Annotated in this window: 14 protein-coding genes and 1 pseudogene; 2 read left to right on the forward strand and 13 right to left on the reverse strand. The window is 41.9% G+C overall.

What is annotated here, in order from left to right:
• The 13 genes and pseudogenes from ACFIN0_RS07505 to ACFIN0_RS07565 form a co-directional block, all read right to left on the reverse strand.
• Positions 1-608 (reverse strand): DnaB-like helicase N-terminal domain-containing protein (locus tag ACFIN0_RS07505; RefSeq protein WP_375702232.1); only part of this gene is annotated, 608 nt, incomplete at its 3' end.
• Positions 565-1,587, reverse strand: a complete 1,023-nt coding sequence (locus ACFIN0_RS07510) for a phage late control D family protein (protein ID WP_375702251.1) — start codon at positions 1,585-1,587, stop codon at positions 565-567. The genes ACFIN0_RS07505 and ACFIN0_RS07510, both read right to left, overlap by 44 nt.
• The gene (locus ACFIN0_RS07515) at positions 1,587-1,841 is read right to left on the reverse strand and encodes a tail protein X (protein WP_375702233.1); all 255 of its coding nucleotides are present in this window, start codon (positions 1,839-1,841) and stop codon (positions 1,587-1,589) included. The genes ACFIN0_RS07510 and ACFIN0_RS07515 overlap by 1 nt, the downstream gene beginning before the upstream one ends.
• Complete coding sequence (locus tag ACFIN0_RS07520) at positions 1,838-2,299, reverse strand: phage tail protein (protein ID WP_375702234.1); 462 nt, start codon at positions 2,297-2,299, stop codon at positions 1,838-1,840. Before ACFIN0_RS07520 ends, ACFIN0_RS07515 begins: the two co-directional genes overlap by 4 nt.
• A gap of 13 nt (positions 2,300-2,312) precedes the next feature.
• A complete protein-coding gene (locus ACFIN0_RS07525; protein WP_375702235.1) occupies positions 2,313-4,649 on the reverse strand; it encodes a phage tail tape measure protein in 2,337 nt (778 codons plus the stop codon).
• Between the two features lie 131 nt (positions 4,650-4,780).
• Positions 4,781-5,194, reverse strand: coding sequence for a hypothetical protein (locus tag ACFIN0_RS07530; protein WP_375702236.1), 414 nt, complete (start codon positions 5,192-5,194; stop codon positions 4,781-4,783).
• Positions 5,195-5,236: 42 nt separating this feature from the next.
• On the reverse strand, positions 5,237-5,755 hold the full coding sequence (locus tag ACFIN0_RS07535; RefSeq protein ID WP_026500782.1) for a phage major tail tube protein: 519 nt from the start codon (positions 5,753-5,755) through the stop codon (positions 5,237-5,239).
• 3 nt (positions 5,756-5,758) lie between these two features.
• Positions 5,759-6,898 carry a phage tail sheath family protein gene (locus ACFIN0_RS07540; protein ID WP_375702237.1) on the reverse strand — a complete coding sequence of 380 codons (1,140 nt, stop codon included), beginning with the start codon at positions 6,896-6,898 and terminating at the stop codon, positions 5,759-5,761.
• A 146-nt stretch (positions 6,899-7,044) separates the two neighbouring features.
• Positions 7,045-7,254 (reverse strand): 2-hydroxymuconate tautomerase family protein, encoded by a 210-nt coding sequence (locus tag ACFIN0_RS07545; protein WP_375607418.1) that lies wholly within the window; start codon positions 7,252-7,254, stop codon positions 7,045-7,047.
• Between the two features lie 14 nt (positions 7,255-7,268).
• Positions 7,269-8,510: a hypothetical protein gene (locus ACFIN0_RS07550; RefSeq protein WP_375682363.1), complete on the reverse strand. Its 1,242-nt coding sequence runs from the start codon at positions 8,508-8,510 to the stop codon at positions 7,269-7,271.
• Positions 8,511-8,598: 88 nt separating this feature from the next.
• Positions 8,599-10,467: an FAD/NAD(P)-binding protein gene (locus ACFIN0_RS07555; RefSeq protein WP_375702238.1), complete on the reverse strand. Its 1,869-nt coding sequence runs from the start codon at positions 10,465-10,467 to the stop codon at positions 8,599-8,601.
• A 95-nt stretch (positions 10,468-10,562) separates the two neighbouring features.
• A complete protein-coding gene (locus tag ACFIN0_RS07560; RefSeq protein WP_375682364.1) occupies positions 10,563-11,741 on the reverse strand; it encodes a YbfB/YjiJ family MFS transporter in 1,179 nt (392 codons plus the stop codon).
• A gap of 260 nt (positions 11,742-12,001) precedes the next feature.
• Positions 12,002-12,250: pseudogene (locus ACFIN0_RS07565) on the reverse strand (baseplate assembly protein); the annotation flags it as partial.
• Between the two features lie 781 nt (positions 12,251-13,031).
• Between ACFIN0_RS07565 and ACFIN0_RS07570 the strand changes: the two are divergent.
• Together ACFIN0_RS07570 and ACFIN0_RS07575 are read left to right on the forward strand one after the other, a co-directional pair.
• A complete protein-coding gene (locus ACFIN0_RS07570; RefSeq protein ID WP_375607414.1) occupies positions 13,032-13,505 on the forward strand; it encodes a hypothetical protein in 474 nt (157 codons plus the stop codon).
• The gene (locus ACFIN0_RS07575; protein ID WP_375702239.1) at positions 13,502-14,722 is read left to right on the forward strand and encodes an MFS transporter; all 1,221 of its coding nucleotides are present in this window, start codon (positions 13,502-13,504) and stop codon (positions 14,720-14,722) included. The genes ACFIN0_RS07570 and ACFIN0_RS07575 overlap by 4 nt, the downstream gene beginning before the upstream one ends.
• Positions 14,723-15,291 lie beyond the last annotated feature (569 nt).

A 15,291-nucleotide genomic window follows, 5' to 3' on the forward strand; every position in this document is an offset into this window, starting at 1 on the left:
GCTATCCCTGAAAGCTGTGAGGAACGCTTTTTCGCAGCGCTTGCCATGTTAAGTGCTTTTGCAATGGCTGTATCAAAGTTTTCAAACCCACCTCCATATTTTCCTTTTTCGGCGAGCTCAAATAACTGATTTTCAATTGTTTCAATTTGTTGGGAAGGTGTAAGTTCGACAGGCGCATCAAAGGCTGTATTGGCAACTTCATTGCCAAGATTAATCAAAGACCGGCGGATAAAAAGATCGTAAATGACGCGTCCATAATCTTCAGCGTTAATAATAGTGACTGCCTCTGTGGCTAAGCGAACAACATACTGGTATACAGTAATATCTCCAACTTTTTCTTCCATTTGGATATAGGGCTTGATTGTAATGGGGTTTGCAAGATGACCATTTTGAATAATTTGTAAGACAATCTCAAAGATCTTTTGATGTAGCCTTTCAAAAAAATGTTCTGCTTTGAGAAAGTCTGAAACGCGATCGAGTGCATTATTATTAATCAGGATTGCTCCAAGCAATGCCTGTTCCGCTTCAATATTATGGGGAAGTTGACGAAAAGAAGAAGCAAAATTATCTCTTGGATTTTCTGTTTTTAGCATGTTCAATGTTCTCATTGCTTTCTTTTCCCTTGTTTGGTGCCTCGAGTGTGATTTCTGTTGTGTATCCGCTTTGTTTTTCATAGCGGTGGGTGACGGTTGCAGCTTTCCATGGTCCATTGATTTGCCCACGAAACCCTTGCAATAAAAGAGGTTGATCCGCCATGATTTCGGGACGCCCCTCTAAGGTCAAGGAGCCACTGCCTACAGCACGACACAACCTGTCCGACTCGGAAGCAGCAGCAGCTCGTGCTTCCTCCTCACAAGTGTAACAAGTCCGTAAACGCCGCACGGGACCGCTAAACCCTGTCTGATGTTTGACTTGGCATTGCTGCCCTTTTGAGCGATCAAAATAAGAAGCTTCAATGGTGCCATATTGCGTACGTGGCTCTAATGTAAATTCCCAGTTGGAACAGTCGTGCTTATGAAGTTCGAGTGCTGGTAAATTATCCCCGCTTAAAAATAAAAACTTATTGTCTTTGATTAAAAAACGCGCCCGCATGCGATCGGCAAGGCGGGTTAAAAAATCAACCGCCGATTGATCTGTACGAATCACATAAGGCAAAGTTTGTTTGGTAAATTGAGGACTGACCTTTGCTTGATAGCCATGGCGTTTGGCAAGTGTCTCAACAATCTCACCAACAGTTTTGTGGTCAAAATGTTCACTCACCTGTTCTTTGAGCTCTTTACGCATCGAGGCGCTTTTGCCACAAAGGCGCAAGATCTCTCCATCACTGCCACCACAACTGACCACTGACTCCACAACAAAACACCCCATAAAGGCACTGATGCTGTTCTCATAGCCAAAGATCACCTGTAGCGCACTGTTGCTTGAGGGAACCTCTAAATCATTGCCACTATCGTCAAACTCTGCTTCAAATGTATCGGCTTCATTGCCCGCATGATCCGTAATGGTTGCCGTTAAAAGACGCTGGTAAAAAACCTCATGAACAGGTTTGTCTCCCACCTTGACCATAATAAAAGGGTGTGTACGCATTAATCCCATAACCGCTTCACCATGCTTTGGGGATTAGACAACACAAATTCAGGCAGAATGACCTTTAAGCCCCGTGGTAAAAACACACCATATTTGGCAATCTCTGGATTAGCTTCCAGTGTGGCTTCTAAATAGCCTTTGAGTAAACCAGCTTTCCTCCGGTCTCTGAACACTGCCATGGCATGGTGAAAGCAAAGGAGATCGAGGCTCATATCCTCTAGCTCTACAACAACATGTTTTTCTGGTATCTTCATAGAGGTTGTCCCACTTGGATTTGTCTCTCTTGGTATTGTCCTTGTGGTTTTCCGCCATTAAAAAAGGGCAAGAGCGTAATGGAATAGCGGATGCGCTGGGATTGACCAGAGCGACTGATATAGTCATGGTCTTTATTGATCGTGGTGATTACTACGGATCCATGGAGAAGGACACTATAGGTCGTATCATTAATCCAACGAAGCATCTGGACCGGCTTTGCTCTTCGAATAGTTGTAGTGATGGCATCTATCGCTACCCGGTCACCAAATTCTTCTGGAAACCAAACTCCATGAATGGTCTTTGCATCATTGCCATAGCCAGTAAATTGCAAACTGGGTGCCTTGCCAAAACGCTCCATACAAACCCATGAGGCAGAAAACTCTTCTTCAAAGGATTGGAAATTTAGCCAGTCCACGTAAAAGAGATGTGGTCCTAACATCATCAAAGGATCTCTCATAGGCTCCCTCCCCTCATTCTGTCCCGCCATGCAGGGCATTGGCGCGTGCCCGTTGCAAAGCATGGGCAACCGCACGACCAGTGGCCATGGGTTCACGCGCCCCATTAACATGCACTGTGACGTTTTGATTGTGTGTGATGGGGGAACGGTCTTTGTCTCTTTGCTCTCTCGCAGATGAATTTACAGGAGAAGCTCCCGCAAATTGCACGATGGGTTGGATGGCTGTTTTACCCCCCAAAAAACTTGGCAAAAACTCTCTTACATCAATCGACCCAATCCACCCCTTAATGCGGCTAGGCAAAGATTTACAATAATCCATCAATTGTGAGATAGACGACATAAAGCCATCGACAATCGAATTAGCTAGATCTTCGCCCGCTTGTTCCATACCAGCCTTGGCACTCTCCGAGAGCTTTTCCTGTGTAAAAAAACTCTTCAACCATTGCCAAAAGTTGGAAAAGCTTTGTTTAACGCCCTCCCACAAATTGCCAAACCACTCGGCAACAGAGGAAAGTCCTTGTTTAAACTTTTGCCAAGTTTGAGAGAAATCAAACGCAGCAGCAATGATATTTTTCCATTTGGTTATGGTGGTGGTATCGGCACCAAAAAAGCGCATGACGGCTTCAAAGGCACGCCCAAAAGCCCGAGATACCCCCCGTGCAAAACCTTTGACAAAAGAAGAAAAACGATCCCAATATTTCCACAAAGCAAAACCAGCAGCCAGTATGACCGCCACAACAGCAGCAATGACCGCCCCGATCGGGGTAAAAATAGCCCCCGCAACAGAGGCAATACCAGCTCCAACCACTTCGATCACTGTCCCGATCCAACCAAAAGAAGCAGCAAATGCACTTCCTGAGACAGCAATCCCCCGTAAAGCCCCGACCAACAAGGTCATGGGGCGTAAGAGTCGGAGTGAACTTGCCCCAAGACCCGCGGTTAGCAAGCCCAGCGAGCGCCCTGCGGCTGCTAAGCCCCGCCAGCTTGCAGCAACACCACGACTAACAGCACCCATCTTGATAAAAGAGCCCATCAATTGAAGAAGCCCAAGGCGTGTACCGGCAAGAGTAAAGCGCAAAACCCGTAGAGCAATATTAAAAGCCATCAGGGCAGCAATGGTTTTGATAATGGCGCTTGTTAAAGTGGGATGGGCATTCGCCCACGCCATAAGCCCATTAGTAAAATTACCAACAGTTTCCATGAGACTGTTGAGAGGAGGCAGAAGCACTTCACCAATGGTGATGCCCAGAGCCACAATACGGTTTTGCAAGAGTTCAAATTGCCGCATGGCACCGGTTGCTTGTTTGTCTGCTTCTTGTTCTACAGAACCTTTAAAGACTTGTGGATCTTTCACATAATCTAAAGCTTGCCCTAACAATTCGGGATTGCCCACCAATTTGGCAAAATCGCCGGTAAAATCGCGCCCCGCAATGGCAATCAGCGAACGCATCCCTTGTTCGGATTTGCCCAACACATTAAAAAAGCGCACCAAGGTACCGGTGGCATCTTTGTCCAGATCTTGCATGAATTTTTCGCGGGAAAGCCCAATATTGGCAAAAGCATCTTCAATATGTTTGCCCCCTGCCTGAATGCGCGCACTCATGGCATTAAAACCACGCGCAGCACTCTCTGGAACAATCCCAGCAGAAATCATCGCTGTACCAAATGCCGCGGTTTCGCGGGCTGTCAACTTAAACATGGTTGCCGCACCGGTGGCACGATTGGTAAAATCAGACACTTCACTGGCTTTTGCCGCCATGTGGTTCGAGAGATGATTGATAGCATCGCCTAGATCTTCAATGCCTGCTTGATTAAGCTTAAAGACATTGCGCAATTTGGCAAAGCGCTCCCCAATCTGATCCCCCGTCATATCAAAAGCTACAGCTGCTTTAGCGGCATAAATGCTAAAAGCTTCCAGATCTTGTTCGCCAATCCCTGCTTGGCTGGCACTGGTCATCAATTCTAAGACTTCACGCGCCGCTAACGGAATCTTGGTGGAAGTTTCAAGGGCAAAACGACGCAATTCTTTTAAGCGATCAAGGGGGGCATCGAGAACCTTTTCTAGTCCCTTCATCGATTGGTCAAATTGCATGGCTTTATAGAGCGGTGCAATTAAGGTTGCTGTTTGCGCAATGGCACCCACCATACGTCCACGCGCATGGATAAAAGCATTTTCTGCATGGGCTGTAGCTTTCTTAAGATGCTCAGGGTCAAACCACCCTTTAAAATGTTTTCGTGTCTGGCTTTGGAAATGCGCAACATCTAAACTAAAGGCTCTTAAGTCTCGCTTAGCAGAAGCGATCCCCTCTTGCAGATGATTAACAAAACGCACAACAAGGGAAACATCCATGATCGCATCTTATCCTAATATTTGGCTTTCATATTCTTGAGCTTTAAGGTGCGCGAGTTCTTCTCGATAGGAAATCACATCAAGCCAATCCATCTGGTTAATCTCTGAAGGCGCCCAGTGATAATAAAGGGCTAGTTCTGCCCCAAATTGTCTGGCAGAGAGGATTGGCGTTGCGTAAAAAAAGCAAAAAAAGCCTTCAATATTGCGACAATATCCATCACATCAACTCGATCAATCAATTCAATAGATTCACGTGACATATCAGCCAAAAGTGCTGTGATGCCTTCTGTTGCCTCACTTGTGAACAAAACTTGAGAAAGCTTCGTGATAAGCACATCATTGCTCAAAGTTGTTTTTTGCTCTCCAAACTCAGGAAGCAGCAGCTCTGTCAATTGTGGTCCAATGAGCACCGCTAATTGCTTGGCATGCTTAAAAGTGGGGCGATAAAAGGTCAGTTTCTTGCATAGAGATTCTTTGCCACTTTTATCTTGATAAAGAAATGGAACCTGCAATTCCACGTCAATGCTGGTTTGTAAACTTGTCATGATCAATTCCTATAAATTGAGAACCCTATCAATAATGAGAGCTTATAAGTTGAGAATAGAGCGGCGGCGAGAACCGATCTCTTGCCCGTTGCGGACAAGCCAGCCGCCCCGTTTAAAAGAAAAGCGGTGCAAAACAGAACCATCCCAAAATTCCGTATAATCCCAAACATTTTTGATCTCGCAATCATAGCCTGTGGCTTTCCCAGCTGTTAAGCCTTCGCTATCCACTTTGACCAACCGCCCTGTCACATCAATGGAATGTTCATGCTCACGCCCATCTTCTTCAGAGATCACATGTTTTTTGCCTGTGAATTTATGACGAAGACCAGGAGGACCACCAAAGATGCCGATAATTTCGGGGGTATGGCTGCGGATTTTCATTTGCAAGCCAAGTGCTTTGACACCAAGACCGCTCACATCAATTTGCATATCAGAGCCCCCTGGTTGATAGGTTTCAGTGATTTCTTCCAACGTGGGCAGTTTCAATGTTTCAAGATCAAGGTGAAGATTCACATCATCATCAACAATCAAGGTAAAACCGCGTACAATGCGTAAAGTCATGCTTTAACTCCTTGCTGCTTTGCGATAAGTTTCAAGCGTATCGCCAAATTGATAAGTCATTTTCTTTTGGATATCTTCAGCCAAACGGTCAAAATAAGCGCTATTGCGCCGGCTGCCAAAGCTTAAATCTTCTAGAGGTGGCACTTCTTCTGCATCAAATTCCACCCGCAATTTCCCCAGTTGTAAAGTGCTGTTTGAATTTAAATCACGATCAAACCAAACCCGCCCACCAAGCAGTGCACCGCGTGCAATCATATCATCAAGAAAGCTGGTCAAAGAGCGGGTAATGGCAATAACATGTTGACCAGTCAGATTCTCATCATTGGCCCAAGGGCGCAAATTATTGATGATGGTTTTTTCCAAGGCTGCACGGGTGCGCACCACATTGACAAAGCGCCAGAGCGGATCACTGGAGGTGGTATGATTTCCCCATAAAATGCGCCCATTGGCAGCCATTTGCCCATGCGCATTTTGACTAAGTCGTGCTGGAATAAAGGTTGCAATATCGGCTTGGTTAAGGCGATTTGCCTCATGATCAATTTCCCCATCAAAATAGCTAATGGGGCGTGCTGTCCCTAAAATGCCATGCACATCTTGGTTGGAAGGAGACCAAAAAACACCGCCCTTTTGCTTGTCACGTTTGATAAACATGGCTGCTGCAAAAGGACTTGCCGGTTTAACACTAACACCCCCCTCACGATTTGCCACCCGTACAAAGGGATCAATCAAATAACAAAAGCGTGAGGAAAAATCTGCACGATAGGCAAGACTTTCTTGCGTGTTTTTACCCCCCGTATCAAAAACCGCAATCGCTTGTAGCTTTTCTGCAACCTGTTCCAAAGCGTCTGCCACGGGGTTTTTGCCATTGTCAATCCGCCCTGCACTATAAGCCGGTGCCAGTAAAATCCCAGGTTCCACACCTAAATGCCCACGCGCATGAGCCAAGGCGTGCACACCGGTCAGGTGAGCGTTTGATCCCACCATTTCGGTTTGTGTCTCAGCAATGGTTGACTTTTCTTCCACCCGCACAAGGATAATTTGTGCCTCGATCCCCTGCGCGCACACAGCATTAATAACATCAAGAGCTGTCCCCCTTCGCCCAAGCTTTTGGATTTTCTCACCCTCATGTGTAAAAACTAACACAGGCTCGTTGAGGGGAAAAACTTGGTTGTCAGCATCAGGAGCTGTAACAACCGCCCCAAGGGCGGTTTGATCAAATGTTGCTAAAGGTCGTGATTTTTTACATTAATTAACCCTATTGACCTTAAACTCTTTTCAAATACACAGAGTTATTCTTTATTTTGAGCTTTTCTTAATTCTGTAATGGGAACTCCACCGATACCCCAATTGTCTGTCTCCACTTCATCAATTACGACAACAGTCGTTTTCGGATTTTTATTCAGAATATTAACTAATAATTGAGTTGCCCCTTCTATTAGTTGCCGTTTCTGTTCAGAGGTAACCCCTTCATTAGTAATTTTAATATTTATGTAAGGCATAAGATCTCCATAATTTACAAATATTGAATAAAAAAACTCAAATAAATGAACGCAAAAAGATTAAACATTAATACATAATAGCTATGCATTTTAAAGCTCGTATCTACCGGTGAAATATGTAGGCTACTGGAAGCAAAAATAGCATTTATTGATACAGGAGAAAGGAGTTGAGCTGCAATAAAGAAGCAAATCCAAACCAAATAATCCGTAACCCCATAAGCCATCGATGACCCTAGTAAGGGAAATGCCAAACTAAATAGCACCATAGGGTGAATTCCTACTACACTGAAAATTGGCAATACAAAGAGAATACAGGCATAACGCTGCCAAACAGAGAGTGATGCCAATGAATGACTAAACGTCACCGGCAACAAAGGAATAAGCAAATCACAAGTAGATATTAGCAGACTACAACCTAGCAACAACATAATTTCACTGGATATACTGCGTATCACTGCCACCAAAGGAGTCAAAAAATCAACACTGAGTGAACTCACACGCTCAATGAGGTATAGAATGCTCGCCGTCAATGCAATGCTTTCTAGTGCATTCAACTTGATAACTGTCAATGCAACGATAAATGTTAGCCAGAAAAATATCAAAAAAATCCAAATTCTTACTCTCTCTCCTTCTTTATTCGCTCTCCTCTCATCGCAAATAATCGGGTTAGCTAGCGGTACAACAGGAGAAATGCACAACAACAACAGACTGAATAGAAAAAGTGGTATCCCCAAAGCAGCGGATGTGAATATTGGTGTTCTAGGCATAGCAGAGAAAACTGTTGCTGCACCGATGCTGGTCGGCATCAGTACCATTGTGATGCTCATCATTCGCATCACAATAGCGGCCAAATGGCGAGAGGGAAAAACACTTTGCTTCAAGGCATCAATCATTAGGGGGATAACCCCCAAACTCATCGGCCAAGCTAGAAACGCAGTCAGTATCGCGATGGACAGGGTAAGCGAACCCTTTCCATAGCGCATCAACCGTTCAGAGAGAAATTCTGAAATACGCCATATATTCATCACATGGCGCAACAATCCCATGGCGAGTAATAGCCAAAAGACATCAGTAAAACGCACAAGCACAGTACCAACATCAGGCAAGTACCAACGCCATATCAGCACTAAAGTACAAGCCAACAGGATGGCCACACCACTGCGTGCATTCCCCTTCAACCACCAGTATGGTATCGTCAAAAGCAAATAACCAAAAACAGTCACTCCAGCCAATGGAATAAGAAACCAAGTTCTCATTGAGATAGATATAAGAAAAATGAATAGCATCAGTATCGCCATTATAGCGGATACGGAGGACATGCGTATCAGGAAGCTTTTTACATCATCAATGTACATTAATTACTGAATCTTTGACTGAGTAGCGCTTAAGAAGCTGCTCGTACATGTCAATGACACAGTGCCCTGCATCCCGCAGTGCACGCGAATTAACTAAAGGTCTAGGCAAAATATATGTATAAAAATTTGGCCCCTCTACTGGATTACCGACCACCCATAATGTATTTTGTATTTGCCCTTTAGTGTCTATAGGATGCTGCTGACAGTCAATATCAATACCACCAGGATGATATCCTTGGTTGATAAATGGCCGGATAATACCCTGAGCAGCCAAATTTTTGATAAAAGGAGACTCATCACGCAACGGAGAAAAACTATCAATCTTGGCCTTGATCAGCACATCTCCATCAACTGAACTGTTTTCATCTTGGAAAACAGACTGAATTTCGAAACGGCTGGTACTAGCATTGAGAACAAGTTTAGGTGAAGGTCCACCAGCCAAAGTCACGATACCAGCCTCCATCAGAGCCTTCAACTCTTGGTTTCGCTGCATTGGTGGACCGACAGAAATACGGTTGAAGTTTGGATTAAAATATTCAATAAAGTACTTGTGAGATGAAGACGTTAACCCGCAAAAATCAATTGCTGAACGTAAGATATCACGGACATCTCGTAGCACATCTGTAGCAGCTTTCACTGGGCCATCAACATTACCTTCAGCGGAAGAATGAAGATCGTCCTTCAAATGCTCCATGAAGAATCTTGTATAATCCTTCAAAGAGGCAAATATTTTATTTCGATGAGGATACAGCAACGCTTGAATACACTGCTCGTCTTTGGAAGTAACAACATAGGTTTCAGGGTCTAGCCAGTGCCCCAGCTGCATACTTCGATAGACATAACACATTTCTTTAAGCAACAGAGGTAAAAGCTGCGTTTCGAAATCCAGCTTCGGAGAACCGTTAGCAATGCTGGATTGCTTACGCAGATGATGTATTGCATCGAGAGTAAGGAATGATGGTATGTATTGCCCACTACCACCCTTTTGATTAATCCCGCGACTACTAAAAGGCAATGTTTGACGGGAGAATAAAGCTATCTTCGGTTCTGTGCCGCTTGGCATGTAGCGCAATTGTCCAGCATTTTCAGTAAAAGTCCCACCGCGACCGTAAGTCAATTGCGACAAGACATCATAGCTAGTTAATCCAATTCCCTGCAGCAGCACACGAGACTGAGATTGTATAGAGTCCAACTTTTCAATTGGATAAGGATTCGAATAATAGTTCAAAAGCGCATTTTTCATTTGGTGAGCAGCGACAAACTGTTGCAGGCTTTCATCATGCGATGAATATATATTCTTACCGTGACCCGTGGTCATATAAACAAAATCTACACTATAACGACAGCCATCTTCCAAAAGAACATCCGTTTTATTATCTTGGTGGATATGGAGATTAATAACCTTTTGTCGGATCTCCTTAATACGAATACCGGAAGGTAAATCTTGCGTGAGTTCTTGGTAAGCCCAAGACAGGTATTCCCCTAACAAACGACGTGATAAATAATCATTTTCTTTGATTTCTCTCCCAACATCATGCTCTGTACGAGAAAAAACACCGTTAATATTACGATAACCTTGTTGAATAGCCCATTGATAGAAATTCGGTCCCTTCCGAATAGGCCCGACACCCTTAACTGTATCATCACCAAATAAAGTAATCTGGCAAGCGACAGTGTTAACCAATAAATGATCTGGCTGATGCACACTATGGGTACCGGTTCCCATCTCATTGGGATCAATCAATAAAATATCAATGTTCCCAGAAAATGGATAATGGGAATAAAGTGTGAGCAAGCGTTCGAGAATACTGATCCCACGAGGACCAACGCCCAAAATAGCGACTGTAGAGTGAAGCATTCTGTAATCTCCCCTATTAGAATAATTTGACTTTCACAAAATGTTTCAAAAAGAATGGAATAAATTCTCTCGACTTTTTAGTGAAGATTGCGGGTTTATGAAACGCCAACGACCTTTTTACAAAGACAATATTGACAGATTCCAGCAGCAGCAAAAAGCGCTACAGCACCACAGATAACGGAAAGCGCAATGGCATGTGAACCAAACTGTAAAAAACTCGTCAAGAGAGGTCCTAATATTTGGCCAAAACCGTAAGTTAAGGTAGCCAAGCCTAGCAGATTTATGCCATACGGCGCATACAAACGCTTAGCTAACGGCATAACTAGAGAGGTCGTCCCCATAAAAGTAAATCCAAACCCTATACAACTGAGAACGATCAGTACAAGAGACTGGCTGAATAATGTCAGTAATACGCATCCTCCTTGGATAAGCAAATTGAGCATCAAACAACGTAATACCCCCCACCGATGGGCTCCCCATAACCAAATGAAACAACTAGGAACAATGGCTATTCCGACAAACGACCATAAGTGGTTAGCGAGTAGTGGGAAATTAAATGTTTTCGCCATCAGAGGAAGATATGTCGCGACAATAATATAACCGAACCCAGCGAGCCCATAAATCAGAGCGAGTTCCCACCAAACGATATTTTCGTGTGCCAATGACTCGTTAATAGCAAATTGAGATGCATCAACACGACGTGGAAATAAAATAAATAACACGAGCAACAATATAACAGATATTAAACCAGCTCCAAACCAAATACTTTGCGCGTTCAGTGATTTACTCAAACCAATAATAACATACTCATTACCCAGTAGAATACCAACTCCCACACCCGCATAGAGCGAAGCAATAACCCACACCTTGTGACTATGCTGCATAACCGTCATAGAACCAAAAATCATCATTGCCGCACTCGCGATACCGGCAGCAAAGCGGATAAAGAAGACCAAGTAAAAGTTTGGTGTCAACGCCATGGCAAAAATAAGTGCACTCGTCACTATAGCTGCACCAAATAGCATGTAGGGAGCACGGGATATATTCCCAACTCTGCAAAACGAAAAAAACATACTCCCAATTAAATAACCGCCATAATTAGCGCTAGCTATATAAGAAAGTTGCTTAAAGGTAAACAATCCTTCATCCAACATAACTGGAAATACCGGCGTATAGAAAAATCGCCCGATCCCCATCCCCAAAATCATAATAATCATACCGAATACAGCGACTTTGAAATAACTCAAATCTTGACGATTATTTTTTCCCCCCATTACTCTAATCCCTTAACTAATAATTCGCTCATCCGCATTCTATCTCATCGAGAGTAACACTTATCTCAGAGAATAAAAGCCAATCTAGCCATTTGTTTAGGTAGCCAGAGCAACATATTTAACGATTATTGTCAACATTACTGGATCAGTTATATGCATTTCATCGTTTTACGCCCTACTCCATGTATGATCTTCTCCCTACAAAGCTTCTTTTTCAGAAAAATAATGGCTGAAATTAAGCAGCAATAACAACGAGGAAATCAATCAGCACGCCCCCGTTCAAACAAGACAATATCCCCCAAAGCGACAGCTTCATCAGGTGCGACAAAAATATCCTCACAAGGTTGCGTTATGTTCACATGATGAACGCCCTCAACCATCAAGCGGCTTAGTATCCCACTTAAAGAGAGATCAAGGACAAGCTTTTGCGCACGCGCCCATTTTTCTCTTAAACTCTGCTCCGCTCTTTCCAAAACAAAGGAACCTTCATCCGGAAACAACCAAAAATCAATGGTATTGAAGGGTGTAAAGACTACTTTTAATATAGCTTTGTTTTTTATCAGCAGCAGTAAAAAAGTTTGTGTTTTTTATAAAAATTGAAATTTATTCATTTTTTATCGTATATTTTATGTTATCTTCTTTAAATTAATTAAAAGATCATCGAGTATTAAACTGATAGGATGCATTTTTCTCAAGTGGCATTTTTAGAGAAATGTTGATTTAATCAGTGAAGACAAGCAGTGAGCAAAGTTATAATTTGAAAAGACAGTATATAATGTTTATGATCAATGACCTAAATTAGAGACATGAATTGGGAGAGTTTAATCTTTCTTACAGCACAGTAGATCAAAAAAACAGTAGATGAAGTTTAAAATTCACCATTATCCATCATAAGATGAAAGCTTTCATTCCAAGTTTGATTTTTTTAAACTATTTTCTTGTTCTTTCTGTAATATCTAAAGAATATCTTCAAGCACTCATAAGCACTCTTTTAGGGTATCATTTCCATAATCAACGTAACGGTTATCGAGCTTCCATTCAGGATACTGTTTTGCAAAAGGAAATCATCATTTCAGGATATGGAGGGATTTATGTATTTAGTCACAATGTATCATGCCCCCTTCCTCTTATATCAGAAATTTAATTCTTAATTGTAATGACGTGATCAAAAAGCACCTTGCGAGACAATCTTTTTAATAAATAAAGTAAAGATGAATTCTGAAAAAAATTTTTAGACGTAAATTGATACGGAGAAACAGTCAGAAAGAAAGGGGGGGATTACAAATGTTGATGACTATAAAAAAAGATATCAAAAAATTACCAAAAACCGATTTATGGATCATTTGTGCTATTTCAGCTGATCAGCAAAGAGAATGGATCAGTGAATGGTGTATAAAAAATAAACACACCTCTATAAGTTCTAATTATGTCAATGATCTTGCCGTCCTAGGGTCATTTTACAGATCTAGACAAAATGATTACTATGGAAGAAACAGCCCCACAAGCAATTCCCCTCAAAAGATAACAATCTCATTTATGAGGCTTATGTTGCTTCTCATAATCACTTCAAAATTGCATCATTTTCTCTCATTAATACGCTTTAAAGTCCCATATAGACTAAGAGGCCTTTTAAATTTTGGGGTGGTTATGGAAGCCTTCTTTCCACTGATCCCTGAATGGGGATATGAAACCGCTATCTTTTCACAGAAAAATATTCTTTTTAGTGAAAATTCTTATTGTACAATCTATGAAACAACACAATGAACAGACCTCGCACCCTTGCTCTCACCTATGGATCCTATAACGCTATCCGCATGCTGATCGGCGTTTACCATGCGATTTTTTTAATGTCCATGGGAGTTAGTCTGGCGCAATTAGCTCTGCTTCAGGTTGTCTTTTCCACCACCATTCTGCTACTTGATTTTCCCTGCGCTGTTTTATCTGACAGATATCGGCGTAAATATTCCGTTATGGCTGGGGTCTTTATGACAGGAGTATTTTATCTTCTATGCCTTCAAGCTCCCAATATGACGGCACTTATTATTGCGCAAATTCTCTATGCAGCGGGCATTTGTATCATTGTCAGCGCCATTGACGGATGGATTTACCATTCTCTAGGCGATAAACAGGATCACTTTTCGCATTATGCTCATCTCTACCACCAGGTTAACTCTTTTGGAAGTATTCTCAGTGGGATTATAGGAATTGGAACGATCTACTACTCTGGACGATATTTTATGGGATATATCATCTCATGCCTCATGATGGGATTTATTTTTTTGATATTCCTTATTGTTCCTGAAGAAAAGAAAACGACAATTGAAACGTCCAAAACAAAAACAATCTTGCACAATGCCAAGGAAACGCTCTGGATATTTCAAAATACAGTAGGAGGAGCATGGTTTATTTTCCTCATGTGCCTTTTTAGCGCTGGTATTCAGATTATTTATCATTTCTGGCAACCGATCATACTTTCAGGGGGAAAAATTCATCACCTCAACGGTTCGCAAATGCTCGTCTTGATGTGCTGCCATATTGGAGCCTTTTCAGCACAATATTTTTCAAATTTGCTGATGTCTAAGTATCATGTTCTTGATAAAAAATATAAGAATTCTATAAAATATTTTTCCTTCTTTTCTGCTCTGATGTGCATAGCGCTCTATTTTTCAGTTCATAGCCATCAAACGGCTGCATCAGTCATCGCCTTCTCTTTAATCCATGGATTTATTTGCACTGTACCGATCGGTGCAAAAAGCTTATTTTTCTCAGAACTTAACCAAAAACAAACGCAGCATATTTCCGGTGTTGTTGGTGCTGTCTCTTTTAGCGGAAGAATATTTTCAATTACAGTATTGAGTATTATTTCTTTTCTTCCGGCAAAAGTTTCTCCATCTTACTACCTAATATTACCGACCATTACTTTTTTCATGTGTGGTTTGGTTGTCATGAGATGGATGAAACACTCTCAAAAGTCTCTATGAGAGGAAAATTTTTAAATTACCACCCACAATGTTTTCTTCTAAAAGAAATCTATAACTTTTTTGAGAGCATTGCCACATCCAACTTTCAATACACAATGAAAATATAAAGTAACACGTTGATTTATAATGATAATATGCCAAGCGCGAATATTGTAAGATTCTTTCTTTTCAAATCTGCTTTATGGTTGAAACAATCAAAATCATTTGCTTGCACATCATAAGCAAAGAAAGCCGTATAAATAAAAACGATTTAGAAAAGAAAAATGCCTTTTATGAACTCTCATAGTCAAAATCTATAACAACAGGAAAGCAGATATATAATATGCCTCTTTGCATCTTCATAAGTATACAAATAGTGTGGCTTTATAAGGCTTTATACGCCTCACAGAAACTTTTGCGTTTTATACCATACGAGTTGGCGTCGCAAAATGGGCTTATACACATTGCAAAGATATCTCTTTAAAACAAGTGCATAAATTGGCAACACAAGTGTATTTGTGTTTAGAACATGCTTTTTATATGAGAGGCATAATCCCAACGGGATAAACAGAATTCCTACACACAATCGA

The organism is Bartonella sp. AA89HNZF (genome assembly GCF_042196905.1).
Taxonomy (GTDB): domain Bacteria; phylum Pseudomonadota; class Alphaproteobacteria; order Rhizobiales; family Rhizobiaceae; genus Bartonella.